Annotated in this window: 28 protein-coding genes and 5 tRNA genes; 3 read left to right on the top strand and 30 right to left on the bottom strand. The window is 45.2% G+C overall.

The window, feature by feature from the left end; genetic code table 11:
* The first annotated feature begins 18 nt into the window (after positions 1 to 18).
* Both H6X83_RS06700 and H6X83_RS06695 read left to right on the top strand, forming a co-directional pair.
* Positions 19 to 912, top strand: a complete 894-nt coding sequence (locus tag H6X83_RS06700; protein WP_212508345.1) for a site-specific tyrosine recombinase — start codon at positions 19 to 21, stop codon at positions 910 to 912.
* 78 nt (positions 913 to 990) lie between these two features.
* Positions 991 to 1,890 (top strand): DUF624 domain-containing protein, encoded by a 900-nt coding sequence (locus tag H6X83_RS06695; RefSeq protein WP_212508344.1) that lies wholly within the window; start codon positions 991 to 993, stop codon positions 1,888 to 1,890.
* Between the two features lie 58 nt (positions 1,891 to 1,948).
* On the opposite strand, the gene H6X83_RS06690 is transcribed toward H6X83_RS06695, so the two are convergent.
* Together H6X83_RS06690 and H6X83_RS06685 are read right to left on the bottom strand one after the other, a co-directional pair.
* On the bottom strand, positions 1,949 to 2,935 hold the full coding sequence (locus tag H6X83_RS06690) for a tyrosine recombinase XerC (protein WP_212508343.1): 987 nt from the start codon (positions 2,933 to 2,935) through the stop codon (positions 1,949 to 1,951).
* 40 nt (positions 2,936 to 2,975) lie between these two features.
* Positions 2,976 to 3,761 (bottom strand): DUF6873 family GME fold protein, encoded by a 786-nt coding sequence (locus tag H6X83_RS06685; protein WP_212508342.1) that lies wholly within the window; start codon positions 3,759 to 3,761, stop codon positions 2,976 to 2,978.
* A gap of 98 nt (positions 3,762 to 3,859) precedes the next feature.
* Here H6X83_RS06685 and H6X83_RS06680 point away from each other — a divergent pair, with 98 nt between their 5' ends.
* A complete protein-coding gene (locus tag H6X83_RS06680) occupies positions 3,860 to 4,051 on the top strand; it encodes a hypothetical protein (RefSeq protein WP_212508341.1) in 192 nt (63 codons plus the stop codon).
* Here H6X83_RS06680 and radA read toward each other — a convergent pair.
* The 28 genes from radA to H6X83_RS06540 all read right to left on the bottom strand — a co-directional run bounded on the left by radA (position 4,011) and on the right by H6X83_RS06540 (position 26,388).
* On the bottom strand, positions 4,011 to 5,384 hold the full coding sequence (gene radA, locus H6X83_RS06675) for a DNA repair protein RadA (protein WP_212508340.1): 1,374 nt from the start codon (positions 5,382 to 5,384) through the stop codon (positions 4,011 to 4,013). The two genes, H6X83_RS06680 and radA, sit on opposite strands and share 41 nt — an antisense overlap.
* A 67-nt stretch (positions 5,385 to 5,451) precedes the next feature.
* Complete coding sequence (locus H6X83_RS06670; protein ID WP_246419557.1) at positions 5,452 to 6,183, bottom strand: N-acetylmuramoyl-L-alanine amidase; 732 nt, start codon at positions 6,181 to 6,183, stop codon at positions 5,452 to 5,454.
* 171 nt (positions 6,184 to 6,354) lie between these two features.
* Positions 6,355 to 6,888 (bottom strand): DNA-deoxyinosine glycosylase, encoded by a 534-nt coding sequence (locus H6X83_RS06665; RefSeq protein WP_212508338.1) that lies wholly within the window; start codon positions 6,886 to 6,888, stop codon positions 6,355 to 6,357.
* Positions 6,889 to 6,951: 63 nt separating this feature from the next.
* Positions 6,952 to 7,026 (bottom strand) — tRNA-Cys (locus H6X83_RS06660).
* Positions 7,027 to 7,031: 5 nt separating this feature from the next.
* Positions 7,032 to 7,107, bottom strand: a tRNA-Gly gene (locus H6X83_RS06655).
* Between the two features lie 4 nt (positions 7,108 to 7,111).
* Positions 7,112 to 7,187, bottom strand: a tRNA-Phe gene (locus H6X83_RS06650).
* 4 nt (positions 7,188 to 7,191) lie between these two features.
* Positions 7,192 to 7,268 (bottom strand) — tRNA-Asp (locus H6X83_RS06645).
* Between the two features lie 5 nt (positions 7,269 to 7,273).
* Positions 7,274 to 7,350, bottom strand: a tRNA-Val gene (locus H6X83_RS06640).
* An 84-nt stretch (positions 7,351 to 7,434) separates the two neighbouring features.
* Complete coding sequence (hslO, locus tag H6X83_RS06635; protein ID WP_212508337.1) at positions 7,435 to 8,337, bottom strand: Hsp33 family molecular chaperone HslO; 903 nt, start codon at positions 8,335 to 8,337, stop codon at positions 7,435 to 7,437.
* 43 nt (positions 8,338 to 8,380) lie between these two features.
* Positions 8,381 to 9,127 (bottom strand): class I SAM-dependent DNA methyltransferase, encoded by a 747-nt coding sequence (locus tag H6X83_RS06630; protein WP_212508336.1) that lies wholly within the window; start codon positions 9,125 to 9,127, stop codon positions 8,381 to 8,383.
* The gene (locus H6X83_RS06625) at positions 9,124 to 9,447 is read right to left on the bottom strand and encodes a YerC/YecD family TrpR-related protein (protein ID WP_212508513.1); all 324 of its coding nucleotides are present in this window, start codon (positions 9,445 to 9,447) and stop codon (positions 9,124 to 9,126) included. Before H6X83_RS06625 ends, H6X83_RS06630 begins: the two co-directional genes overlap by 4 nt.
* A gap of 120 nt (positions 9,448 to 9,567) precedes the next feature.
* On the bottom strand, positions 9,568 to 10,866 hold the full coding sequence (gene lysA, locus H6X83_RS06620; protein ID WP_212508512.1) for a diaminopimelate decarboxylase: 1,299 nt from the start codon (positions 10,864 to 10,866) through the stop codon (positions 9,568 to 9,570).
* A 15-nt stretch (positions 10,867 to 10,881) separates the two neighbouring features.
* Complete coding sequence (gene yihA, locus H6X83_RS06615; RefSeq protein ID WP_212508335.1) at positions 10,882 to 11,475, bottom strand: ribosome biogenesis GTP-binding protein YihA/YsxC; 594 nt, start codon at positions 11,473 to 11,475, stop codon at positions 10,882 to 10,884.
* A gap of 9 nt (positions 11,476 to 11,484) precedes the next feature.
* Positions 11,485 to 13,857, bottom strand: a complete 2,373-nt coding sequence (gene lon / locus H6X83_RS06610) for an endopeptidase La (RefSeq protein ID WP_212508334.1) — start codon at positions 13,855 to 13,857, stop codon at positions 11,485 to 11,487.
* 83 nt (positions 13,858 to 13,940) lie between these two features.
* Positions 13,941 to 15,263, bottom strand: a complete 1,323-nt coding sequence (clpX, locus tag H6X83_RS06605; RefSeq protein WP_212508333.1) for an ATP-dependent Clp protease ATP-binding subunit ClpX — start codon at positions 15,261 to 15,263, stop codon at positions 13,941 to 13,943.
* A gap of 12 nt (positions 15,264 to 15,275) precedes the next feature.
* A complete protein-coding gene (locus H6X83_RS06600; RefSeq protein ID WP_246419555.1) occupies positions 15,276 to 15,863 on the bottom strand; it encodes an ATP-dependent Clp protease proteolytic subunit in 588 nt (195 codons plus the stop codon).
* A gap of 56 nt (positions 15,864 to 15,919) precedes the next feature.
* On the bottom strand, positions 15,920 to 17,365 hold the full coding sequence (gene tig, locus H6X83_RS06595; RefSeq protein WP_212508332.1) for a trigger factor: 1,446 nt from the start codon (positions 17,363 to 17,365) through the stop codon (positions 15,920 to 15,922).
* A gap of 107 nt (positions 17,366 to 17,472) precedes the next feature.
* A complete protein-coding gene (locus H6X83_RS06590; protein ID WP_212508331.1) occupies positions 17,473 to 18,165 on the bottom strand; it encodes a metallophosphoesterase in 693 nt (230 codons plus the stop codon).
* A 45-nt stretch (positions 18,166 to 18,210) separates the two neighbouring features.
* Positions 18,211 to 19,719: a threonine synthase gene (gene thrC / locus H6X83_RS06585; protein WP_212508330.1), complete on the bottom strand. Its 1,509-nt coding sequence runs from the start codon at positions 19,717 to 19,719 to the stop codon at positions 18,211 to 18,213.
* Between the two features lie 109 nt (positions 19,720 to 19,828).
* Positions 19,829 to 20,200: a YraN family protein gene (locus tag H6X83_RS06580; protein ID WP_212508329.1), complete on the bottom strand. Its 372-nt coding sequence runs from the start codon at positions 20,198 to 20,200 to the stop codon at positions 19,829 to 19,831.
* Entirely contained in the window at positions 20,190 to 20,828 is a 639-nt protein-coding gene (locus tag H6X83_RS06575) for a ribonuclease HII (RefSeq protein WP_212508328.1), read from the bottom strand. The genes H6X83_RS06580 and H6X83_RS06575 overlap by 11 nt, the downstream gene beginning before the upstream one ends.
* Positions 20,825 to 21,700, bottom strand: a complete 876-nt coding sequence (gene ylqF, locus H6X83_RS06570; protein WP_212508327.1) for a ribosome biogenesis GTPase YlqF — start codon at positions 21,698 to 21,700, stop codon at positions 20,825 to 20,827. The genes H6X83_RS06575 and ylqF overlap by 4 nt, the downstream gene beginning before the upstream one ends.
* Positions 21,697 to 22,281 carry a signal peptidase I gene (gene lepB, locus H6X83_RS06565; RefSeq protein WP_212508326.1) on the bottom strand — a complete coding sequence of 195 codons (585 nt, stop codon included), beginning with the start codon at positions 22,279 to 22,281 and terminating at the stop codon, positions 21,697 to 21,699. Before lepB ends, ylqF begins: the two co-directional genes overlap by 4 nt.
* 89 nt (positions 22,282 to 22,370) lie before the next feature.
* Positions 22,371 to 22,715 (bottom strand): 50S ribosomal protein L19, encoded by a 345-nt coding sequence (gene rplS, locus H6X83_RS06560; RefSeq protein ID WP_212508325.1) that lies wholly within the window; start codon positions 22,713 to 22,715, stop codon positions 22,371 to 22,373.
* Between the two features lie 148 nt (positions 22,716 to 22,863).
* Entirely contained in the window at positions 22,864 to 23,514 is a 651-nt protein-coding gene (locus H6X83_RS06555) for a TIGR03936 family radical SAM-associated protein (RefSeq protein WP_212508324.1), read from the bottom strand.
* Complete coding sequence (locus H6X83_RS06550; RefSeq protein ID WP_212508323.1) at positions 23,501 to 25,345, bottom strand: TIGR03960 family B12-binding radical SAM protein; 1,845 nt, start codon at positions 25,343 to 25,345, stop codon at positions 23,501 to 23,503. The genes H6X83_RS06555 and H6X83_RS06550 overlap by 14 nt, the downstream gene beginning before the upstream one ends.
* A gap of 78 nt (positions 25,346 to 25,423) precedes the next feature.
* Positions 25,424 to 26,035, bottom strand: a complete 612-nt coding sequence (locus tag H6X83_RS06545; protein WP_212508322.1) for a site-2 protease family protein — start codon at positions 26,033 to 26,035, stop codon at positions 25,424 to 25,426.
* Entirely contained in the window at positions 26,032 to 26,388 is a 357-nt protein-coding gene (locus tag H6X83_RS06540) for a hypothetical protein (RefSeq protein WP_212508321.1), read from the bottom strand. The genes H6X83_RS06545 and H6X83_RS06540 overlap by 4 nt, the downstream gene beginning before the upstream one ends.
* Positions 26,389 to 26,486 lie beyond the last annotated feature (98 nt).

Raw genomic sequence — 26,486 nt, 5'->3', positions numbered from 1 at the left:
AAAGGAAAGGAGAAAATCATGAAAGATTATTGTTCAGAATTTGGCACATATCTTTCAGATGTAAAAGGGGTATCTCCCAATACATTGGACTCGTATCTTCGAGACACAACTGACTATCTGCATTTTCTGCAAAATATCAAAATTCCATCGCCGGTAATGGCCACACAGGAAACTGTTGAAAAATATGTGGCTCGACTGCATGAACAGCAAAAGTCCACGTCAACTATTACTAGGCATACGGCTTCTATTCGCTGCTTCTACCAATTTCTAATTTTAAATGGGGAAGCTTCTACAAATCCTGCTAAAGGCATCAAGCTTGAAAAAGCGCCTCAAAAACTTCCTGAAATTCTAAGCGGCAGCGAAATTGAACTTTTGCTCGCACAGCCTGATACCAAACAGCCAAAAGGCTGCCGAGACAAGGCAATGCTGGAGTTGCTGTATGCAACCGGAATTCGTGTAACAGAACTGGTCAATTTAAATGTCGGTGATGTTAATCTTCACACCGGTGTTCTGTACTGTCACAGCGAAAAGGGAGATCGTATCATTCCAATTTATCAGCAAGCTGTTACGGCTGTATCTGATTACATTTTCCGTATTCGCCGTACGATTGCTGATCCCGGTGATGGACAGGCACTGTTCACAAATTTGAATGGGCACCGCCTAACTCGGCAGGGATTTTGGAAAATTATTAAAGGTTACACAGAACAAGCCGGCATCGCAAAAGAAATTACGCCGCACACTTTAAGGCATTCCTTTGCACTGCACTTGTTGGAAAATGGAGCAGATTTGCGGGATATCCAACATATGCTTGGTCACGCTGATATTTCCTCCACACAAGTTTATATTCATCTGCTGAATGACCATGTTAAAGAAGTATATAATCACTGCCATCCCCGTGCAAAACTTGGATAAAATGATTGCGAAAAAAAGCTGTTTGGTGTATGATAAACAGATGCAGTTATTTCAAAAAAGAAAGGGAAGACAAAACTAATGGGTCTGTTCAGTTCAAATTACAGCCGTCCCGGTCCTGGTGTATCGAAAGATACACCAAAGGACAATCGATTCGTTCATTACTGGAAAATTTATGGTCGACACTTTTGGGATTTAATGAAATTAAATCTGCTGTTTGCAATTCCGGCAGTTCTGTTGTTGGTTGCTGCATTCATTATTTCTTTAGCAACTGGAAATGTGCTGCTGGCCGGTTTGCCTTTAATTGCACTTTCTCCGTTTATGGCAGGGCTAACTTATGAAACACGGAATTTCATTCGTGAGGAACATGTCTTTGTACTACACGATTTCGGAAGTAAGCTCAAAGAAAACTGGAAGCAATTTCTTGCAAACGGGATTATCACTTACATTGTGTATGAAATCCTGCTGATTGCAATTCCTTTTTATTCTCAGAATCAAGAAAAGCTTGGACCGGTTATTTCTATTATTGCATTAGCACTCAGTATGGCAGTCCTTTTCATTTTTACTGCGATGCAGTTTTACATTCCGTTGGAAATCGTTACGTTTGACATGAAGCTAAGTCAAATGTACAAAAACGCCGGTATCTTCGCAATATCCGCGTTAGGTTGGAATCTGATTGGCTTTTTAATTTCCGCATTTTTAGTATTTTTGCTGTGGTTTTGCGTTTATTTGGGCGCGTATGTTCCGTTGTTTTTATTTATTATTGTTTTGTTGGCAATATTTTTACTGTGGAGTTTCTGGTCTTATACCATCAATTCTCTGATTTATCCAACTGTAAACCGCTTAATGATTCAGCCCACCTTGAAAAAAGAATCGGAGGAGCGGGGAGAACCGCTTCCCGAAGAAGACCCGGCTTTCACCGACTGGGATTCCATGCATGAAGATGACAGTGAAGACAATGAAGACGAAGATGAAGATTGAGCTAAATTAGAAAAATGCCGTGCATTTTTAATAATGCACGGCATTTTTGTGTTTTATCTTATTTTTTTAATTTCTGTTCCATGTGTGAAAGCGGATTTGCTTCAGCAGCCTTTTCCATCTGAGAATTTGACAAATGAGTGTAGATTTCAGTTGTACCAAGATTCTCATGTCCAAGGATTTCTTTTAATACACGGATATCAACATTGCCTTGCTGATACATCAATGTTGCAGCAGTATGGCGCAGCTTATGAACACTGTAACCAGGTCCACCAAGGTCAATGCCAGACAAATATTTTTTGACTATATACTGCACTGTTTTAGGACTGATCCGTTTATTTTGCTTACTAATAAAAAGCGCATATCTGTCCTTTAAGTGATTTGCTGGACGCACTTTCAAATAATTATCAATCGCATGCAGGCAGGCTTCATTTAAATAAATAATCCGCTCTTTATTGCCTTTTCCAACAATTCGCAGTGTATTGGTGCCGCGGCGAATATCATTAATGTTGATTGACACTAATTCCGACAAACGCATCCCACAATTTAAAAACAAAATCAAAATGCAGTAATCACGTTCTTTATATGGGCCGTCAACCTGTTTGAGCAAATCAATGCTTTGGTCTAACGTCAGATACCTGGGTAAGCTTTTTTTCAGCTTAGGGGATTCCAATTCCTGAATTGGATTTTCCTCCAGCAGATGCATTTTATTTGTTAAGTAATTATAGAATACACGCAGACTGCAGCATTTTCTGGAACGAGCAGCAGGACCATTTTTACGTTCAACAGTCAGATAATTCATGTACTCATAAACCTGTGTCAGTGTAACGGATTTTACAAAATCCAAATCAACATCTTCAATTGAAATTTCCGACAAAGGCTTGTCCGCAAGTTGCGAATCCTTTTGCTGCTTTAAGTATCGAAAAAACGTCCTCAAATCCAAATAATATTCTTCAACTGTTTTTGGAGATTTGCCTTTAATCGTCTGCATATAGCCAACAAACTGTCTTATAATCGTTGGTGCTTCCTTCATATACTTTTCCTGCATATGCCCTCCCTTAATTATACAAAATATTCATTTTGTATAATTAAATATCGCTGTTTTTCCTTACTCCATCACATTTAGTTTCTGCAGTTTCTGCCAGCGGCAAAATACCGCCTATGTCCTGTAAGGGTCCTTCATGCAAGGATATCGCCTGCACCTGATGTTCCTCCAAAAATTTTAAAATTTCTGCTGCCTGTGGATGGCTGTTCACTGAACCTGCAAATGCTATCGTACTTGCAGAAAGTTTGCCGCAGGTACCGCCAATAAATCCATATGCATAACCGTCTAAACGAATATAACCAGGCTGCAATTTTAAAATATCTAATCCCGCTGAACCTGCTGCATGGGCGATTCCAGAATCCGTTGTTATAATTGCACGTTCACTGACAACGACTGTGCTGCATTTGGCGTAGCCTTGGTGTACTGGAATCAAAGTTAAATACAACCGTTGAATTGCCTCAAACAATTCCTGACAAATGCACTTTGGATTTGCAAACACCAACGAACCAACTCTGGCAGCATTTAAACTACAGTCCTCCGGGTACGCTGAAAAGTTTTGAACTTTTGTTCTGCATAGGTGTATTCCTACGTTTCTAAAGGCTTTTTGTAGTGAATCATCCGTGCAAAATCCAGTAGTACCCGTTACAAGATGACACTGCATATCTGCGTGAGATGCCACAGGTTCAGCAAACTTTGGCGATTTGGTGATTTTCAGTACGCGAATACCAAACTGCTTCAGTGCTGCTATTGCCTCCACAGCATCTTCAGATACAGCCACCATCGTAACACTTGAAGTCGGCAAGTTCGGACTATCTACCCACTGCTGCAAGCTGTGTTCCTCCCCACTCCCGTAAATCATGTTTAAAATTGAATTGCAATCGCATAAAAGCTTGCTGTTCCATTCATACTAACCATGAGGTGATTACAATGCTTGTCCACTGCAGTCAGGACTGCACTTATCAAAAAGACGGCTACTGCACCATGGAACCGCCATCTTCAGCAGTACACTACGAACCAAACGGCTGTGTGCGCTGCATTCGGGAAATCTCACGAAGCGACTATGAATCCGGCAAAGTTTCTATGCCTGCAGAGCCTCAAATGCCTGCCGTACATTTTTAACACCAATTAGCTCAATTCCTTCATGTGCTGCACTGACCTGCTTTAAGCTGTGCCAGGGCAACACACATTTTTTAAATCCAAGACGTTCTGCCTCTGTTATGCGCTGGTCTACATGCAGTACGGAACGAATTTCTCCAGTTAATCCAACTTCGCCAAATACAACAGCATCATCTGCCAACGCTGTATCTTTCAAGCTGGAAACCAGGGATACTGCCACTGCAAGATCGCAGGCTGGTTCATCTAAATGCAGACCGCCAACTACATTTAAATACGCGTCCAAATTAGAGAAATAATAGCCTGCTCTTTTTTCCAGTACTGCCAAAAGCAGATTCATACGATTATAATCGAAACCCGTTGCCATGCGGCGCGGGTTGCCGAAACCGGACGTTGTTGCTAATGCTTGTATTTCGGCAAGAATCGGGCGACTGCCCTCCATCACGCAAGTGACACAGGTACCAGAAACGTGTTCAGGCCGACCAGTCAGCATGGATGCAGACGGATTTTCAACCTGGTGTAGACCGTTTTCTCCCATATCAAAAACGCCAATTTCATTGGTAGAGCCATAGCGGTTCTTTACTGCACGCAAAATACGGTAGCTCATTTGCCGGTCACCTTCAAAGTAAAGCACCGCATCCACAATATGCTCCAGTACCTTAGGGCCGGCAATGGCGCCATCTTTATTGACGTGGCCAACCAAAATTGCTGGAATTTCCAACTCCTTAGCCGCGTGCATAATTGCATTTGTACACTCGCGTACTTGTGCTACACTTCCCGGAGAAGAATTCAATTCAGTATAGTTCATTGTCTGAATGGAATCGACCATCAACAAATCTGGTTTCTCTTCACGCACATGTTCAATCACACGCTGTACGTCTGTTTCCGTCAAAATATACAGGTTCTCTGAATCTACCTGCAAACGGTTTGCGCGCAGTTTGATCTGCCGACTGGACTCTTCTCCGGATACATATAAAATTTTTAGTGTGTTTCCCAAATAGGCACAAATCTGCAGTAAAATCGTAGACTTCCCAATGCCCGGCTCACCGCTGATTAATATAAGTGAACCTTTTACAATCCCGCCGCCTAAGACACGGTCCAGCTCGGAAACACCTGTTTTGTATCGAGGTTCCTCTGCCATGCTGATTTCACGAATCGGCAGCACTCTGGCCATACCAGCTGAAAGGCTGCTTGTGTTTCGTTTTGCCGCGCTGACAGGCTCATGCAGTTCCTCTGTCATGGTATTCCATGCGCCGCAGTCAGGACACTTGCCACACCATTTCGCGGACTCATAGCCGCAGGAGGAACACACATATACACTCTTCACTTTTCCCGCCATTATTTTCTCATTCCAATCAAAAAATGGGCTGCCAAAAGGCAGTCCTTAAATCTTTTTTCAGCAAGATTCAGCCTTTCTTTGTGCTGCTCTTACTGCTTATTATAGCCGAGGATGCAGAAGAATACAAGTCCTGACTGCTCCCGGAAGCCACTGTTTTAATGCCCTTTCCCTGCAAATACTGCAAAATACCCTTTGCAATCGCATCAGCCATTTTTTGCTGATACTGTTCGTCGTTCAACAGCTTCGCTTCTGAATTATTCGAAAGGAATCCGCATTCAACCAAAACTGCGGGATCCTGCGCATGTGCAAGCAGATAAATGGAGTTGGTAGCCGCTTTATTTTTTCTTGTATTTTCCGGCTGTACATCCGAAACGATTGTCTGTCGAATCTGCTCAGCCAAAGCTGCACTCTTGGAATTGTTCTTCGAATAAAACACCTGAGCGCCACTGTAAACGCCGTCTGTAAAATGGTTTTGATGGATACTGATAAAAGTACAGCCTGGATTACTCTGTATAATTGCAAAGCGTTTGTGGATATCAGAAGCTTTTCGTTCCCGCAGAGTAGAAAGCGAGCTATCTCCCAGCATTACATCATTATTTCTGGTCATAACAATTTTGCATCCAGCCTGCATAAGTTTCTTTTCCACTTTCTGCGTAATCGCCAAGTTGATTACTTTTTCCGGAACAGGTGAACATCCGACCGCACCGCCGTCTTCACCTCCATGCCCCGCGTCCAAAACAATCAGCGGCTTAACTGCGGATGTTACAGTTGCCGACTGTGCTGCGTGAAAACAGGACATATAAATTAGCACTAATAAACCCAAGCAGGCAGCTATCAGTGTCAAAATAGTCCAGATATTTGTACGAGCCACTTTCATGCCGCTCACCTCAGCAAATATATATGCCCAAGGAAAAAAGAAAAGTACCAGCCATCACCCAATTAAGCGGGCTAGCCGGTACCATTTGTACGTCTATACGGTTTTGTCTTTGCCCAAATCATCGCCCATTATTTGAAGTTCCTCTGCAATACAGCTGTACGCCTGCAGAAGTTGCGTGAATGAGCAGCGGCAGTTTGCGGGGCTGGTAGATGGCAGGCAGACCGCATGAATCCCTACAACCGGAAATACCATTTTTTCATATAATGAAAATGCTTTTTGCCCGGTTGTGAAAATTTTCGTAATGCTTGTCCGCTTCAATAGCCCTAAAATGTCATTTACCTCTGGTTCCTGAATACTGGCGTCCTCTGCACCGTTAATGCTGCAGGAATGCAGAACATCCCATAAAGCGATGTCGTTTTGGAGCAGCAGGTGAATTTTTTCTTCTTTTGAATTTGGAACCGACTGCTGCAAAACGGCGGCTAAAACGCGCCAGAAACGATTCTGTGGATGGCCATAATAGAAACCAGTCTCACGTGATTTGGGAGAAGGCATGGTCCCTAAAATCAAAATACGGGAATCAGCAGAAAAAACCGGCTGCAATGGATGAACAATTTTTTCCGAAGGCAAATTTCGTTCCTCCTGTATATAAATAAAAAAGCAGAGGACAAAGTCCTCTGCTTTGTTGTGACATGGAGGCGTCACCCAGATTTGAACTGGGGCATCAGGGTTTTGCAGACCCATGCCTTACCGCTTGGCTATGACGCCAAAATTGGAGCGAACGACGAGGCTCGAACTCGCTACCTCCACCTTGGCAAGGTGGCGCTCTACCAGATGAGCTACGTTCGCAAAATGGTGCCTCCGGGCGGAATCGAACCACCGACACGGGGATTTTCAGTCCCCTGCTCTACCGACTGAGCTACAGAGGCAAAGTGGCGACTCGGAACGGGATCGAACCGTCGACCTCTAGCGTGACAGGCTAGCGTTCTAACCAGCTGAACTACCGAGCCACTGATGGTGGGAACAATAGGACTCGAACCTATGACCCCCTGCTTGTAAGGCAGGTGCTCTAACCAGCTGAGCTATGCTCCCAAACTTTGCTGTGCTGTTGTTTATCAGCGACGTATATTATAATACAGCATCAGCAAAAGAATGTCAATAGGTTTTTTAAAAAAATTATAAGTTTTTTTGACTTTTTTCTACTTCATCTGCAAGTGTATTCAATTCTGCCGATGTAAAGCGATATTTCCGGCCACAATAGTTGCACCGCGCCTCAGCAAAGCCGCTCTTATCATCCGCCAGCGTGCGAATCTCTGCAGGCTTTAGAGACGAGAAAGCACGCTCCACACGCTCCTTAGAGCAGTCGCATGCATAGGATACCGGATATTCGTCCAACTTCTCGAATGGCATTCCTATTAGAATTTTGCTGCACATATCTTCAATGGAAAGTCCCTGAGAAAGCATTTCCGTAACAGCCGGAATTTGTGACGCATTTTTTTCGAGCAGATTCAATTCTTCCTGGGTTACTCCTGGCAGAGCCTGCACAAACAAGCCACCCGCTAAAAGCTGCTCTGTATTCTCTTTGTTTTCTAAAACACCCAGCGCACAAACGGTAGGAATCTGTTCACTGACCGCATAATAAGTTGCCAAATCCTCTGCAATTTCTCCGGACAGCAGTTTAACCTGCCCTGTGTAAGGAGCGTGTTCCTTATCCTCACGCATAACGGTTACCATACCGTCATGTCCGACCAGACCGCCAACGTCCAATTTACCGTCCGCACGAATCGGCAAATCCGCCTCCGGATGGTCAACATAGCCCCGGCAGTTTCCGTTGTCGTCAGCAATCGCTACAACATTTCCCAGTGGGCCGCCACCATTGATCTTAATCTGCAGAGTTGCGCCCTTGTCCTTTAGCATAGCTCCCATCATGGAAGTACCTGTAAGGAGTCTTCCCAGTGCCGCTGTTGCGGTCGGACTGGTTGCATGAATCTGCTGCGCCGTAGCAACCATGTAGGTTGAATCGACCGCACAGGCCATCAGGTGACCACTTTTGGTAATGCAACGAATCATTCTGTCCATAGTATTTAAAATTCCTTTTCAAATTAGATTGCAGCATAATGAGTTACTGCTTGGGTTTACGTGCAACGTACACAATTCTTTCGGTTTGTTCTTCCGGCGATTCAAACGTCATTTCTGTAAATGCATTCAGCCTTTCCAGGCCTGCTTTTTCAAGGAGTTCCACTATGTGGGCTTCTTCATAGGCACGTTCAAAAAACTGTTCACTTTTTCGTGTGTAAGCCTCACCTTTGCGCTCAAAAAAATCCAACGTGATACCAACCCGACAGCCAACGTTTTCGTAGCGGTTCTGCCAAACGCAGTACACATTTTCTGTATCATAAATATAAATATGGTTTCCAAGTACCCGCCGATGTTTATACGGCGTATTCATATCAAAAATAAACAGCCCTCCCGGGGCAAGGAAAAGCGATATCCGCTGAAAAGTTTGCAGCACATCTTTTTCTGTTGGTAAATGATTGAGGCTGTCCAGCGTACAAAGTACTGTATCTACTGTACCATATAAGTCAATAGACTGCATCTGCTGACAGAGAAATAAAATATTCTCCCCCGCAGCTCTTGTTTTTTCCTGTGCCTGCATCAGCATATCTGCACTGCTGTCTATTCCGTAGATATCAAAGCCACGTTGTTTCAGCTCCAGTGTCAGGCTACCGGTGCCACAGGCTAAATCAAGTGTAATGCCGGGTTCATGCCCATAATGCTTTAAAAGAGCGCACAGGTAATCTGCGCGCTCTTTATAACCAACGTTTCGCGTCAGCGCATCATAGTACTGTGCGAAAGTGGAATAGCTCATGAATTTTTTTTCTCCTCTGTAGCAACCGGAGAATCCGGATCCATCCTGTCAAATACAAGTTTGTAGCCATCACAACCATAGTTCAAGGAACGGTTCACGCGGCTAATCGTTGCAGTTGACGCATGGGTTACATGGACAATATGCTGATAATTCTGCTTTGTGCTCAGCATATGTGCAACCAACAGCCGTTGTGACATCGCCTTAATCTCCGGTACAGTACACAAATCCTCGAAGAAAGCATAACAGTCTTCTGGTGTTTTCAAAGAGAGGACCGCTTTAAATAGGAAGTCCACGCTTTCATCTTTGATTTTTGAATTCAACATCAATCACTCCTAAGAAATGCTTAAAACATTATCTTTTAAGATTTTACTCTAAAAAAGCAAAAAAGTAAAGGGCATGTGACTGCCCTTTTCTTTTCTACGCTAAATTTAACAAAATGGTCAAATATCATTACGGATAAGGTCCTCATATGATTCCCTGCGAACTGCCAGGCGTGGCGCACCATCCTTAACAAACACGACTGCTGGGCGCGGTACGCGATTGTAATTTGAAGCCATAGAATAATTATAGGCACCTGTGGAAAGGACCGCAAGAATATCTCCCGGAATGCAGCGCTGAATTTTTGCGCCCTCCTGAATCAAGTCACCGGATTCGCAGCAACGTCCGGCAATCGTCACCTCAAAATCTGCCGATTCATTGGCTTTGTTCGCCACGACAGCTTCATATTGGGATTGATAAAGAATGTAGCGCGGATTGTCAGTCATACCACCGTCAATGGACACATATGTGCGAATATTGGGTATCTGCTTTACAGAACCAATCTTGTAAAGTGTCAGCCCAGCCTCTCCAACAATCGAACGGCCCGGTTCAATGTAAATTTTAGGTGCAGTCAAGTCATATTCGTTGCAGCACATATGAACTGCATTAGAAACCAACTCCATATAGCGGTCATACGGAACCGGCTGGTCATTTTCGACATATTTAATACCGAAACCGCCTCCTAGATTCAGTTCCTGCAGTTCCACTCCAGTTTCAGCACGCACATCACGAATAAAGCCCAGCATAACCTTTGCGGCCAACTCAAAAGGCTGAATTTCAAAAATCTGGGAACCAATATGGCAGTGTACACCTGTCAGAGTTAAATTTTTTGCATGAATAGCCGCTTTCGCCGCATCCATTGCTTCTCCTGTTTCCAATGCAAAGCCAAATTTAGAATCAATTTGGCCCGTACGGATAAACTGATGTGTATGTGCATCAATGCCTGGTTTAATCCGCAAAAGGATATCCACATGGCAGTGCTTTTCCCCGGCTGTCTCGTCCAGCAGTTCAAGCTCAGAAAGGTTGTCCACAACAAAATGACCGATTCCGCAGGAAAGTGCATAAGAAATTTCATCCTGCGTTTTGTTGTTACCGTGAAATTGAATCCGCTTGGCTGGAAATCCAGCTTGCATTGCTGTGTATAGTTCACCCCCGGAAACAACGTCTAATCCCATACCTTCTTCGTTCATGATGCGGCAGATTTCTTTACAGCAAAATGCTTTGCTCGCAAACAGTGGCAAACCGTTGCCACCGTAGCATGTTTCAATTGAGCTTTTATACATACGGCATACCTGACGGATTTTGTCTTCATCCATCACATACAGGGGGGTCCCGAATTCTTCCGCCAGTGCAATGGTATCTGCACCGCCAATGGCCAAATGCCCGGCCGCATTGATTTGCAGGTTGTCATTAAGCATTATTCATTTTCCTTTCAATCAATCATTTACAGTATCTTCGCATGATGCATCAATTCGGCTACGGAGCAATTCCACACCTTCACCCTTCAAAGCCGAAAAAGGAACCAGTTCTGCATTTGTTCCGGAAAACATTTCAGTCAGCGCCGCCATACGATCCTTTCTCTGCGTTACATTCAGCTTGTCACTTTTAGTTGCGGCCACAAGGAACGGAAAGCCGCTGTCCAGCAGGAAATTAATCATCTGCTCGTCATCTTCCGTTGGGTCATGGCGAATGTCAATAATCTGCACAATCAGTGCTACCGGCCTTTCAGCATTGAAATAACCATCCACCAATTCTGCCCAGCGCAGCTTTTCAGCGCGGGAAACCTTCGCATATCCATAGCCCGGCAAATCCACTAAACGGCAGGAATCAAGCCGATAAAAATTGATTGTGGCGGTTTTGCCCGGTTGGGAACTAACCCGTGCCAATGCTTTTCGATTGAGCAGTTTATTGATTAAAGAAGACTTTCCTACATTTGATTTACCGGAAAAAACGATTTCCGGTAAATCGGGAACCGGCAGCTGCTCACTTTTACCGGCAGACATTTCAAATTTGGCAGACTCTATTTTCATTCCCATTCCTCACGATTGTACCACTTTTTCTGGTTTTTTGGTTAAAGCCGCATCCAACACCTGATCAATTTTTTCCATTGGCAGGAATTCAACAGAGTCCTTCACAACACTGTCCACTTCGGCAAGGTCGCAAACATTTTCTGAAGGAATCAGCACAGTTTTAATGCCTGCACGGTAAGCCGCCATTGTTTTTTCCCGCAGACCGCCGATAGGCAGAATCCTTCCCAGCAAGGTAATTTCACCAGTCATTGCAACATCGTGGCGAATCGGAATATTGGTCAAAGCACTCGTAATTGCTGTAGCCATCGCCGCACCGGCACTTGGGCCGTCTTTCGGCACTGCACCTTCCGGCGCATGAATGTGGATATCATACTTGCTGTAAAAGTCCTTCGAAATCCCAAGTTTGTCCGCACGGGTACGAATACAGCTGATTGCTGTGCGTGCGGATTCTTTCATGACATCTCCCAGCGAACCAGTAAGCTCGATCTTCCCAGTGCCATCCATAACTGCAACCTCAATCGGAAGCATCTCACCGCCAACACTGGTCCATGCAAGACCGTTTACAAGACCAATCATATCTTTCTTGTTTTGTGATTCATTTCGGAATTTACGTGGTCCAAGATACTCTTCCAAATTTTTTGGAGTAACACGAATAACAGTTTCCGGTTCCTTTACAATCTGCACAGCACTTTTACGGCATATTGTGGAAATCTGCCGTTCCAGACTGCGCACGCCCGCTTCTCTAGTATAGCCATCGATAATCTCCCGCGTACAGGTCGCTGAAATGCGCAGGTTTTTAGTAGAAATTCCGCTGTTTTTCAACTGTTTTGGAATTAGATATTTCGTTGCAATATTGAACTTTTCTTCGTGCGTATAACTGCCAAGCGTAATTACATCCATACGGTCATACAACGGATCAGGAATATTATTGGCGTCATTTGCCGTTGTAATAAAGAACACCTTGCTCAAATCAAATGGCATATCAATGTAATGATCAACAAAGGTGTTGTTCTGTGCGCTGTCCAGTACCTCCAGAAGTGCGGAGGATGGGTCGCCGCGGTAATCGTTGCCCAACTTATCAATTTCGTCCAGCAAAATCACCGGATTGTTTGTTCCCGCCTGCTTAATTGCATTAATAATCCGGCCGGGCATTGCACCAATATACGTTCTGCGGTGACCTCGAATGTCGGATTCGTCCCGCACACCACCCAAACTTACACGCACATATTTTCTGCCAAGTGCTTCTGCAACAGAATGTGCAATACTGGTCTTGCCAACACCAGGCGGTCCTACTAGGCAAAGTATCTGACCTTTGATATCTGGATTTAACTTTTTAACAGCCAATGATTCTACAATTCTATCTTTTACTTTATTCAAACCATAGTGGTCGCGGTCAAGAATGCGGCGTGCTTTCTGCAAATCGATTCGGTCTTTAGAAGATTTGCCCCACGGCAATGACAGACAGGTTTCAACATAAGTCGTTATCACGCTGGACTCATGTGAACCATCCGGCATTTTGGCCAATCGGTCACATTCTTTGAGCAGCTTTTCCTGCTGCTCCTGCGGCATCCCGGATTTTTCAATCCTCTCACGCAGCTGGTCTGCTTCCTCCAGTGGATTATCATCTTCGCCCAGTTCATCCGCAATCGCTTTCATTTGCTCGCGCAAATAATAGTCCCGTTGATTTTCGTCAATCTGATCTTTCGCTTTTTCTGAAATTCTCGCCTCAATCGACAAAATTTCCAGTTCTGCTTTCAGCATCACACTCAGTCGCTGCAGACGTCTGTAAGGATGCAATTCTTCCAGAATCTCCTGCTTTTTATCGAAATCAAGTGAAATGTTCATGGCAATGTAATCTGCCAGTTCACCGCAGTCCTTCTGTTGGACCACTCCGAGTACAATATCCGGCGGTACATGGGTGTAATTCTGAATATAGTTGTCAAATAACGACTGTGTATAGCGAATCAAAGCTTCCGTATTTGGAGTAGGCTGTCGTTTCTTTGGCTCTATTTTTTCTACTTCTGCTAGAACAAAAGGTTTTTCTTCTTTAATCGTGCAAATTTTAGCTCGATACAATCCCTCTGCAAACAAACGAATGCCATCATCCGTGCGGCGCACAACCTGACGAATACGCGCAACCACACCCATCGTGTAAAGATCCTCTGCACTCGGGTCTTCTTCTGTCAAATCCCTTTGTGCAACCAGAAAAATCAGCTGGTTTTCTTCCATGGACTTTCCAAGCGCCAAAACTGATTTTTTGCGGCCAACATCAAACTGCAGCATCATGCCTGGGAAAATCACCAGACCGCGCAGAATCAGAGTTGGCAGCACCTGCAGCGGTTCATCCTCCGGGTGTATCGGGTAGACTTTCTCAATTTCCATCATTTGTCTCCTTATCGAAAAAGGCTGCTGCAGGTAATAACGACTACGTTACCACGCGCAACAGCCCCAAAGTTATAAAATCATTATGCAGTGTCCCGGCGGCCCTTACGTTTTTGAGGTTCCGGAAGTGCCATTTTGATTTTTACAGGCTGACGATCGGGATTATAAACCAATTCCGGCGGTACACTGTTTACAACCGTATCTGCTGTAATCATCACTTTCTCAACTGTATAGTCAGAAGGAACATCATACATGAGTTTCGTTAGCAAATCTTCCATGACTGAACGAAGGCCACGTGCGCCTGTATGTCGCTCAATGGTCTTATGGGCAATGGCACGCAAAGCATCATCCGCAAATTCAAGATTTACCTTATCCAGCTGGAACAGACGCTTATACTGGCTGACCAGACTGTTTTTAGGTTCTGTAAGAATACGAACCAGTGCATTTTCGTCCAGCCCACTCAAAGAAGTAATCACCGGTAAACGGCCAACCAGTTCTGGAATCATGCCAAATTTGACCAAGTCATGTGGACCAACCTCTGACATCCAGTTCATCGTATCCAGCTCCGCTTTGCTGTGCACTTCGCCGCCAAAGCCAAGCGAAGTAGAAAGATTCCTATCCTGCACAACTTTTTCAAGGCCGTCAAATGCACCGCCGCAAATGAACAAGATATTTCTAGTGTCAATCTGCAAAAACTCCTGCTGCGGATGTTTGCGCCCACCCTGTGGAGGAACATTAGAAACTGTACCTTCCAGAATCTTTAAAAGGGCCTGCTGCACGCCTTCGCCGCTTACATCGCGGGTAATTGACGGATTTTCCGATTTACGGGCAATCTTATCAATTTCATCAATATAGATAATACCGCGTTGTGCGCGCTCAATATCATAATCAGCAGCCTGAATCAGCCGTAGAAGGATGTTCTCCACGTCTTCACCAACGTATCCTGCTTCTGTCAGTGTAGTTGCATCGGCGATTGCAAAAGGGACATCCAAAATACGCGCAAGCGTTTGCGCTAAAAGTGTTTTGCCAACGCCGGTTGGTCCCAGCAAAAGAACGTTACTTTTAGAAACTGTAACATGATCATCTTCTCCGTAAAAAATACGTTTGTAATGATTATATACAGCAACCGACAAAGCGACCTTCGCTTCATCCTGACCAATTACATATTCATCCAGCCGCTTTTTGATTTCATGCGGCTTTGGCAGTTCTGCCGCGGCTTCCTGAGAATAATCTGAATGATGTGAAGAAAGATTCATTTCATCATTCAAAATTGATTTGCAAAGCTCAACACAAGAGTCGCAGATATATACGCCAGGGCCAGCAATCAGCCTGCGTACTTCACTTTGCGGTTTGCCGCAAAAAGAGCAGCAAATCTCCCGCTCTGTAATGTCACCATTGTTGGACATGCAATCACCTGCTTATCTATGAGTAATAACTTTGTCAATCAAACCGTAAGCGCAAGCTTCCTCAGGAGTCATAAAATTGTCACGGTCTGTATCTCGCTCAATAACTTCAATCGACTGTCCAGTGCTTTCTGCCAGAAGCTGATTCAGTAATTTTTTCTTACCGGACAGATAATTTGCATGAATCATGATGTCAGTCACCTGCGACTGTGGTACACCGCCGCTCGGCTGATGAATCAAAATATCCGTATGCGGCAGAGAATAACGTTTGCCTTTTGTACCTGCAGCCAGCAGGAAAGAGCCCATGCTTGCTGCCAACCCCATGCAGATGGTTGAAACATCGCATTTGATATATTTCATGGTATCATAAATTGCCATGCCTGCTGTTACAGAGCCGCCCGGACTGTTAATGTAAAGGTTAATATCCTTTGCAGGATCCTGTCCCTCCAAAAAGAGAAGCTGCGCAACAACCAGATTTGCTGTAACGTCTGTTACTTCTTCATTCAACATAATAATCCGGTCATTCAGCAAACGGGAAAAAATGTCGTACTGACGCTCGCCTCTATTTGTCTGTTCAATAACATATGGTACCAAATTGCTCATTATGAACCTCCAGTTCAACTGCATGCAAAAGGCATTATGGGTTAGGGAAACAGATATTATTCAGCAGAATCTTCTTTTACAGCTTTCTCAGCAGACTTTGTGGCTGCTTTTTTAGCTGTAGTTTTCTTTGCCGCGACCTTTTTAGCTGCGGGTTTCTTGGCCTCTTTTTTTTCTGTTGTCTCTGCTTCCTTGCTGTCTTCAGCGGTTGTTTCCGGTGCAGCATCAGTTACTTCTGCGTTGCTGCGCACAAATTCAATAGCCTTTTCAACAGCAATGTCCTTTGCCAAATCTTCTTTGTTAACGACAGCCTTAACCTTATCAGCTTCCATCTGATAATTTTCAGCCATCTTCTTGTATTCGTTCTCAATGTCCTCATCAGAAACCGCCAGTTTTTCCAGCTCTGCAATTTTTTCAAGTGCAAGGCGAATCTTTACCTGGCGCTCTGCCTGCGGCATAAATGCATCACGCAGTTTTGCAGCGTCCATGCCGGTGTACTTCATGTAGGACTGAATGTCCAGGCCCTGATTTTGCAGGCGATAGCTAAAGTCACGAATATCATCATTGACCTTGTTTTCATACATAGCCTGCGGAATCTCGCCCTGCAGTGCCTCAACCAGTGCATCAATCAACTGGTTGTCAACATCATCCTGCACAGCCTCTGCCTTTTGTTCGCCCAGATGCTTCTTCATGTCTGCTTTGTACTCATCAAGTGTATCAAAGTCGCTGACATCTTTTGCAAAGTCATCATCCAGTTCCGGCAGTTCCTTCATCTTGATTTCATGAAGCTTCACTTTGAAAACAGCTGGCTTACCTTTCAGGTCTTCTGCCTGGTAGTCTTCCGGGAATGTAACATTTACGTCAAATTCATTGCCGCTGTTTTTGCCAACGATCTGCTCTTCAAAGCCGGGAATGAACTGACCAGCACCCAAGGTCAAAGTGTAGTTTTCAGCTTTGCCACCCTCAAATGCTTTACCGTCCATAAAGCCTTCAAAGTCAATGTCAACAATGTCATCATTTGCGGCAGGACGATCTTCAACAGTTACCATGCGTGAATTGCGGTCCTGTATCTTTTTCAGTTCTGCATCCAGTTCCTCATCTGCAACTTCTGCAGATTTTTTGGAAGCCTTAATGCCTTTGTAATTTTCAATAGAAACTTCCGGCTTTACTGTAATTGTAGCCTTAAATACCAAGCCGTTAGCATCTGCGGAAACAAGGTCAAAGTCAACTTTATCCTGAATCATATCAAGCTTTGCGTCCTTAACTGCACCTTCCAGCGCGTCGGGGTACACTTCATTAATGGCATCATCATAAAAGACATCAGAGCCATAGAACTTTTCGATGAAAGCACGCGGAGCTTTGCCCTTGCGGAAGCCGGGAATATTGATGCGGTTCTTCTGCTTTTTATAGGCATGGTCTACTGCACTATTAAATGTTGCAGCATCAACCGCAACTTCCAACTGCCAGCGGTTGGTGTCGACCTTATTGGATGATTTTAAACTCATTTTGATTTCCTCCTGCAAAATAGCAAATTATCGTAATCAGTATAACATACTTATAGTTGATTTTCCATAAGAACTTATAATAATTTAAAATTGGTTAACATTATTTCCTACTTTCGAACCAGCAGCGGGCAGAATGACAGATAATCACAGGCAATCAAGTGCATTCGTATTCCATGATATTCACCCAGCACTGCACGTTTCGCCGCCTGATTTCCGTGAATATGCCCGAAATAGCAGTCTTCAATGTGATGTCGTTCCAGTACATCTAGAATTTCGCTGCAGCAGTCTATGTCATAAACCGGAGGATAATGCAAAAACGCAATTGGCTTTCCGCCAAGCTTTTCTCCTGCCTGCAAAGATGCTTCCAAACGTCCTACTTCTCGATTTACAATTTTTTTATCTTCTGCCGTTTGTGCATTATACAGCCACCCCCGGCTGCCGCAGACCGTCTGTTCTCCCACACGCACTGCGGAATTATGGATTATGGAAATAGTTGAAAGATCATTTTGTTCAAAAAAATGCTCCAGTTTGGTGCGGGTAGACCACCAAAGATCGTGGTTGCCTTTTAAAATCAGTTTATGCCCCGGCAGGCAATTAATATAACGAAAATCTGCTTCCGCTTCCTGCAGCTTCATGGCCCAGCTGATATCCCCCGCAATCACTACCGTATCATCCGGCTTCACCAATGCATTCCAGTTTTTTTCCAACTTGTCGGTATAGCCACTCCAGCCCTGAAAAACATCCATGGGTTTATCGGTACCGAATGAAAGATGCAAATCTGCAATCGCGTACAATGCCATTTCAACTATCCTTTCACAGCTCTGTGCCTGCCTGACAAATTCTTTTTAAGCATCCGCCCCCGTCAATTCCAACGCTTTTTTAAACATTTCTGCCGGAGCACAACTGTCATGAAAACGAATCGGCTTATTCTGCAGCGCAGCAATCGGAGCCGGAATCGGTGTACCGGTTGCTGTGGAAAGCTCCGCAATTTTTTCAAAATCATCCGCAGAACTGACACTGCCCACAACTGCATTCAGCACACTATCCGCAAATTTATACGGACTTGCAGTAGAAGCAATAATTGTGGGAGTTTCTGTGTCCCCTGTCACCGCAGCATACTGTTTATAAACATTGACGGCAACTGCTGTATGTGTATCACACAAATAATTTTCTGTCTGGTACAGTTCTTTAATTTCAGCACTTGTCTGATTATCGTCACAGCAACCTGCCCAGAAAAGGGACTTTAACTGTGCCATCGTATCGTCATCTACTCGATATTCTCCGGAAGCGGACAGCTGCCGCATCCAGTCTTTTACCTTTACATCTGATGCTGTCAGGCTGCTAAGCAGGCGTTCCAGATTGCTTGAAATCAGAATGTCCATTGAAGGAGAAATTGTTGTATAGAAGGCACGGTTGCGGTTATAAACACCGGTGCGCAAAAAATCCGTCAAAACATTATTGGAGTTGCTGGCACAAATCAATTTGTTGACCGGCAGACCCATCTGCTTTGCATAGTACGCAGCCAGAATATTGCCGAAGTTGCCCGTTGGAACGGTAATATTGACTTTTTCACCTTCATAATCAATTTCACCGGTTTCCATCAAGTCGCAGTATGCAGAAATATAGTAAACAATCTGCGGCAACAAACGGCCAAGGTTGATGGAATTCGCGCTGGAGAACATCATACCATGTGCGTCAAGTGCAGTGCAGACTTTGCTGTCCGTAAAAATCTTCTTCACACCGGTTTGCGCATCGTCAAAGTTGCCCTCGATTGCACAAACCGCTACATTTTCGCCTTCCTGTGTCAGCATTTGACGTTTTTGCATAGGGCTAACGCCATCCTGCGGATAAAAAACAAGGATTTTGGTCCCCAGAACATTTTTGAAACCTTCCAGTGCGGCCTTTCCGGTGTCACCTGAAGTTGCCACCAAAATAACAGCTGTTTTGTCCGACTGAATTTTCTTCAGACTTTTCGTCAGCAGATGTGGCAGCAATTGAAGTGCCATATCCTTGAAAGCACAGGTCGGACCGTGCCACAGCTCCAACAAGTACATAGTGTAGGGACCTTCCTGCAGCATAGACAGTTGTGCAGGGCCGCCCGGGAACTTTTCTTCTGTATAAGCATCCTGTACGCAGGAATGAATTTCTTCGGCAGTGAAATCCGTCAGGAACATAGAAAGAATCTTTTCGGCACGCTCCACATAGGTGCATTTGCGCATCTGTTCCAAGTCCTGCCAAGACAGTTTCGGTATGGACTGTGGAACAAACAAGCCGCCGTCTTCGCAGATGCCCTGCGCAATCGCCTGAGCCGAAGAAACGGTTTTGTGAAAATCGCGGGTAGATTGATACTGCATAATTGAAAGCCCCCTCTTTCTTAATGCAATTTCCGCAGCTGCGCTGACGGTTTATTGCGTTACCATTTTAGTATACTTTCGTGCACTTGTCAAAAAGAACTTTTACTTTTCAGCAAAAGCCATCTGCCGAAAAAGCATTTTTCAAATAAGTAAAATGCAAAACGGAACGCCCGTCTGCTCCACAAACAATGCCCATCACGTCAAATCGAGGCTGCAGCTGTGTGGGAAAACGAAGCAGATAATACTGCACTGTTTTAATAATTTTACGTTGTTTGGAAAGTGTGACTGCCTCCAGTGGCCGCACCATTGCGTCTGCCGCACGTGTTTTTACTTCCAGAAAAATCAAATATTTTGTATTGGAAGCAATCACATCAATTTCCCCGAAACGCGAATGAAAATTGCGCGCTTCAATTTTACAGCGGTGCTGCTCCAAATACGCTGCCGCATACGCCTCTCCAAAAGCACCGCATTCATTTCTCATAAGCGGTGCCCAGAATCTTCTTTAAAAATGTTCTTCGGTGAATTGGGCAGGGACCATACTGCAAAAGTGCCTGCCGGTGCTGGGCTGTACCATACCCTTTATGCTTGGCAAAGCCATACTGCGGATACAGTTCATCCAGCTGCAGCATCAGCCGGTCACGGCTGACCTTTGCAAGAATCGACGCTGCCGCAATACTTTCGCAGCAGCCGTCACCTTTTATAATTGTTCGCACCAGCATTGGAAGTGGTGGTGTCCGGTTGCCGTCCACCAGAGCCAACTGCGGAATTGAAGAAAGCTTTTCTACCGCACGCCGCATTGCAAGAAAAGTTGCCTGCAAAATATTAATCTCGTCAATTTCCTGCTCGGTTGCAAAGCCTACACCCCAAGAAAGCGCCTTTTCTGTAATTGTGCCGTACAATTCTTCCCTCTTCTTTTCGGAAAGTTTTTTAGAATCATTCACACCGGTAATGATACAATCTTTCGGCAGAATGACCGCTCCAGCAAAGACCGGACCGGCCAGCGGGCCACGCCCTGCCTCATCCACTCCGCAGACAACCGCAAAACCTTTTTCAGCAGATTCACGTTCATAACGAAGCCAGTCTATTTGTTGCTTGTCCTGCTGTTTCATACTTTTCCACCTGTCCGCTCCAGCGTAATCTTTCCGATTTTACCGGCACGAAACTCATCCAGCAGCATAATAGATGCACGTTCTGTATCAATCTCACCACCGGGAATCAGCATTCCACGCTTTTTGCCAATCAGTTCTAGAACCTGCCAGCCTGCCAAATCGGTAAAATCAGTTCCTTCCAGTCTGTACCGTGCCCGTACAGCGTCCGGATACAGACTGCAGAGGATTTCCAACAGCCGTGCTGCCAAACTTTCTGTGTCCACAACATCATCTTTGACCGCACCGGTAAACGCAAGATGTTCGCCGACAATTTTATCTTCAAATTTCGGCCACAAAACGCCCGGCGTATCCAACAGATCAAACCCTTTCCCAATCGGGAACCACTGATTCGCGCGCGTAACGCCCGGGCGGTCTTCCACCGCTGCATGGCTTCCATGCGAAAGTTTGTTGATCAAGGAGGACTTGCCTACATTCGGCACACCAACCACCATCACGCGTATGGTGCGGCCAATCATACCCTTGCGTTTCCATGCCTCAATCTGCAGTGCCAAAACTTCTTTAACTGTTGGCTGGAAAGCATTCATACCCTTTCCGCTCTTGCAGTCAACCGGAATCGCTTTCACATTCTTCTGCTTATAATAAGCAATCCACTCTTTAGTAGCAACTGCGTCAGCCATATCGCTTTTATTCAAAAGAATAATACGCGGTTTATTTTGAATTAGGCGGTTCAGATCCGGATTGCGACTGCTAACCGGAATGCGTGCATCTACAATTTCCGCAACAGCGTCCACCTGTTTTAAATATTTTTCAATCTGCCGTTTGGTGCGGGTCATATGTCCCGGAAACCATTGAATTGACTGTGCTTCGCTCATGTTTCACCCTTTATCTTTCCAAAATGTGAAAACGGAAAAAGAACCAGACGTGCTTTTCCCAAGACATTTTTCATATCAATCAGCCCAATTTCACTGCTGCGGCTGTCCAGCGAAACCGGTCGATTGTCACCAAGGACAAATAATTTCCCCGCAGGAACCGTAACTGGGAATTTCACGTTTGCATCTTCCAGCGTCGTTTTCACTTGTGCCGAAAGATAACTGCTTTCGTTCAGTATCGTGCCATTAATTGAAACTGTTCCATTTGCGGAATCGATACTTACAGTCTGCCCTGGTGTTGCTATTACGCGTTTAATAATCGGTTCCCCGCTTTTGGTAGAATGTTCTGCTACAATCACATCACCGTACTGCGGCTGAACGGCTATACTGGTCAGCAGGACTTTATCATTGGTGTTCAAATTAGGCTGCATTGAGATTCCGCTTACATTTACGACACGCAGAAAAAAGGACAGACTCAATACCAGTACAATGACAGCAATAATCAATGCGTCCATCCATTCATAGCAGGACCTTACCCAATCACTCACACCTATTTGGTACCGCTTATTTCTGCGCATCTGCATAGGATTAATCTCCCTGCCGCTTTCATAGATATAAATAGCAAAAAAGGGACACATGAATGTCCCTTTTGCTAGCTGTATGAATTCGTAACTTATTTAACAATTTCGCGAAGCTTCGCTGCCTTACCAACGCGGTTGCGCAGATAGTAAAGCTTTGCACGGCGAGTATGCCCTTTGCGGACAACCTCAACCTTCTTCACATTCGGAGAATGGAACGGGAAAACACGCTCCACACCTACGCCATAGGAAACACGGCGGACTGTGAAAGTTTCGCTGACACCGGAACCACGGCGTGCAATAACAGTACCTTCGAACATCTGGATTCTTTCGCGGTCACCTTCGCGGATATTTACGCTTACCTTAACGGTATCGCCGACTTCCAGCTGAGGTTTCTCTTCTTTGATAGAATCCTGTGCAATCAATTTTAATGCGTCCATATTTTTTCCTCCTGTTTTCGGGCATTCATGCGTTGGCAGAGGACTGCCCTGTTCAATGTCGCTTAAAGTGGGCATTGCCTCCCGCCGGGAGCGGCGGATTTCAAATGCTTTAATATTATAGCACACCATTTAAGCAAACGCAAGTTTTTTATTCAAACGGTTTCATGCTTTCATCGTACAAATTTGTACGAATAATTTCAGCTGTAATTTCAATATTCAAATTCTTTTTTATACAATCCAACAATAGAGCAGGATTTAAATTAAAATTGCTTCCGGCAGGCAGGACTGCGTCAATTTGAACTGTTTTGGCTTCCGCGGCTACTTCTGTATGGTCAAGCTCCGGATGCAAATTCATCTGCAAAACGCCGTGTTTGGACTTTTTTTCGACCAAAAGTGGCTCTCGCGCAAACAGTTTCTGAATCTGGCCTGCTAATTCTTCCGGGTCTTCCTCAGCAATCCGCATTCGGTAGGAAGCAAATGCAATAGCACCCGGCTTCATTTTGGGTTCAGTTACCTCCAGTACCTGAATATCCGGAGGAAGCACCCGATTCACACAATTCTTGATCTCTTCCCCATCCATTTCGCCTTTCAACCGTAAATCCATACTTTCCCGCAGGCCGCTTACGCCAAGACTCAACGGCAATGCAAAAGTCATGTACACACGAGAGTTAAAACCCTGCGTATACCACAGCGGAAGCTGCGCCCGCCGCACGGCACGCGTCATGCAGCGCATCAAGTCCAAGTGAGAAATATAGCGTGATGGGCCGGTTTTGGAAAACCAGACTCTAATGTTTTTCAAAACAGATACCCCCTCCGAACTGTGCCGCGCCGCAATGAGAGCAGGACTGCCTGCAGTTTGGCGTTGTTTCCGCTGCATAAGCACGTTTACACTCCTGAATCAGGAACTCTTTGCTGACACCGTAATCCATATGATCCCACGGCAGCACTTCGTCAAAGCTGCGGCGGCGGTTGGCATAAAAGGCCGGGTCAATTCCGCAGTCATGAAAAACACTCAGCCATCTTTCTATGGAAAAGCCATCTTCCCAGCCATCCATTTTGCAGCCCCGGCGGTGTGCTTCCAACAGTGCAGGCCCAAGCCTGCGGTCACCGCGGGCAAAGACTGCTTCAATTAAGCTGGTGGAAGCATCGTGCCAGGTGGGGTTGATTTTGTGGGACTTCACCGCATGGAGCATATGCAGCTGTTTTTCTTCCATCTGCTCCAATGTATCCTGCGGTTCCCACTGAAACGGTGTGAAAGGTTTTGGTATAAAGGCAGAGGCACTGACGGTTACCTTTACGCCCTTCCCCTTTTGCTTTTCCGGACGCGCATAGTAGGCATCCACCACTTTCTGTGCAAGATCAGCTATCCCCTCAACGTCTTCCAACGTTTCCGTCGGCAATCCAAGCATAAAATATAGTTTAACGGTACTCCAGCCGCCGGAAAAAGCTGTGTTTACCGTTTTCAGAAGTTCTTCTTCCGTTACATTTTTATTGATTACATTCCGCATCCGCTGTGTACCGGCTTCCGGTGCAAAGGTCAAACCACTGCGGCGAACCGTTTTAATCTTATCCATAACTTCTGTCTGAAAACCATCCACACGCAGACTTGGCAGAGAAATGCTTGTTTTCTCATTGGCTGACCATTTCAGCATTTTATCCAGCAGCGGGTTTATCTGCGTGTAATCGCTGGTACTCAATGAAGAAAGTGAAACTTCATCATAACCGGTGCTTTCACACAGCGCATGAGACTGTCTGTCCACAACCTCAGCGCTCTTTTCCCGAACCGGCCGATACAAAAAGCCTGCCTGACAGAATCTGCAGCCGCGAATGCAGCCGCGGAACACTTCTTCCACCGCACGGTCATGCACAATATCAACATACGGCACCACAAATTTATCCGGATAAAAGCTCTCGTCCATATCCAGCATCAGGCGCTTTTTTACCTTTGCGGGTGCACCATGCGTTGGTGTAATTGCTTTTACAGTTCCATCATTCTGATAAGTGATCTCATAAAAAGCCGGTACATAAACGCCCTGAATTTGTGCCGCACGCATTAAGAATTCCTCTTTTGAGGTACCATTTTGCTTGCACTCCCGATAAAGGTCACAGACCTCAAGATCCACTTCTTCCCCTTCACCCAGAAAGAAAAGGTCAATATAATCCGCAATCGGCTCCGCATTGCAGACGCACGGACCCCCGGCGACCACCAGATTTTTAAGTTCCATGCGGTCACGGGAAAGCAGCGGCACACCTGCCAGCTCCAGCATATTCAACACATTGGTATAACACATTTCGTACTGTAGTGTAAAACCGATAATATCAAAGTCGCCTACAGAATCGCCGCTTTCCAATGCATAAAGCGGCAGTTTCGCTTTTCGCAGTTCTGCCTCCATATCCAGCCAAGGGGCAAAAACGCGTTCGCACCATAAATATTCCCGTGTATTCAGCTGGCTGTAAAGGATTTTCATTCCCAAGTGGGACATACCGACTTCATAAGTATCTGGGAAACAAAATGCGAAACGTACTTCGATATTTTTCTTATCTTTCACGATGCTGTTTAATTCTCCGCCAACATAGCGGCCGGGTTTCTGCACCCGGTCAAGCAGCGCTTCTACTTCCTTGGTAACCATGGCTCCTCCTGACAAGCGGCTTTGCGGGCAGCCGCAATATCAGTTTATTATACCTCAGAAGTCCTGTTTCTTCAACCCTCATGCATATCTGCCGTTTTTCATCAAAAGAAGGAACAGCAAATAGACAGCTGCCAGCAGAAGAGTAACGTTCCAGTGCGACTGAAACAGCACCAGAAAGCCTAAAGCCGCTATTGGTATTAAGGCAATGAAAGAAACAATCTGAACTACCTGCTGAGCCTGTTCTCTTTCAAAACATAAACTCAGCAGGCTCAGCAGTGTCTGGCCGCCATCTAATGGTTCAACTGGCAGCAGGTTAAATCCCGCTAACAGTGCGTTGGACAGCAAAAACATCTGTGCCGGTGCGGATGCCACCGCCGCAGAAAGATAAACAGCTGTACCACCCCACAAAAGCAAATTCACTGCGGGACCTGCCACCGCAATTAGTGCATCCTGCCGATAAGAGCCGGCTGCATTTTCAGCTCCAATTTCGGCGCCAAACACAGTAAATCGAATTCTGCAAGGTGCTCGTTTGCAAAGGAACATTGCCAGCAAATGTCCGGCTTCATGCAAAGCCGCCGCTGTCAAGCCGCAAAGAGCAGCGCCAGTGCGATCAACCAGCAGCAAAAAAGCAATCAGTGCAAAGAAGGGTACGGTTGCCTGTATCCGGCAGTTGCCAACTGCTAAAATCATGACTTGTTGCTGCTCACGGCAGCCGACTGCGGTGCCTTGCTTTCTGCAGACGCAGCTGCCTTTGAACTGTTTGCTTTGCTCTGACTGCTGCTGGACGGTGCTGTACCTTGTGATGAGCCAAACTGCGGTGTAACAATAGAAGCACCGGAAGCCAAAAAATCATGACATTGCTTTTGAATGTTTTCCAATGAAAGACTTGGCTGCACAGAGTTTTTCAGTTGCTGCTGATACCACACTTTTGCTGACTGATAGGTTCCTCCTCCAACTGCAAAACGCAAAATGAGTCCTGCTGTCAACACCAACAAACAAATAATAATTCGGACTTTCCACAGCAGCTTATTCCCTTCTTGCATTTTCCGAACCTCCCATACGGCACTTTTTACTTCATTTTATGAAAAAGCACGTTGATTCAGAACAAGCAAAAAAGACCCGCTGTATCAAACAGCAGGTC

The sequence above is a fragment of the Caproicibacterium amylolyticum genome, from assembly GCF_014467055.1.
Taxonomy (GTDB): Bacteria; Bacillota; Clostridia; order Oscillospirales; family Acutalibacteraceae; genus Caproicibacterium; species Caproicibacterium amylolyticum.
This window is presented reverse-complemented; position numbering and strand designations above follow the sequence as displayed.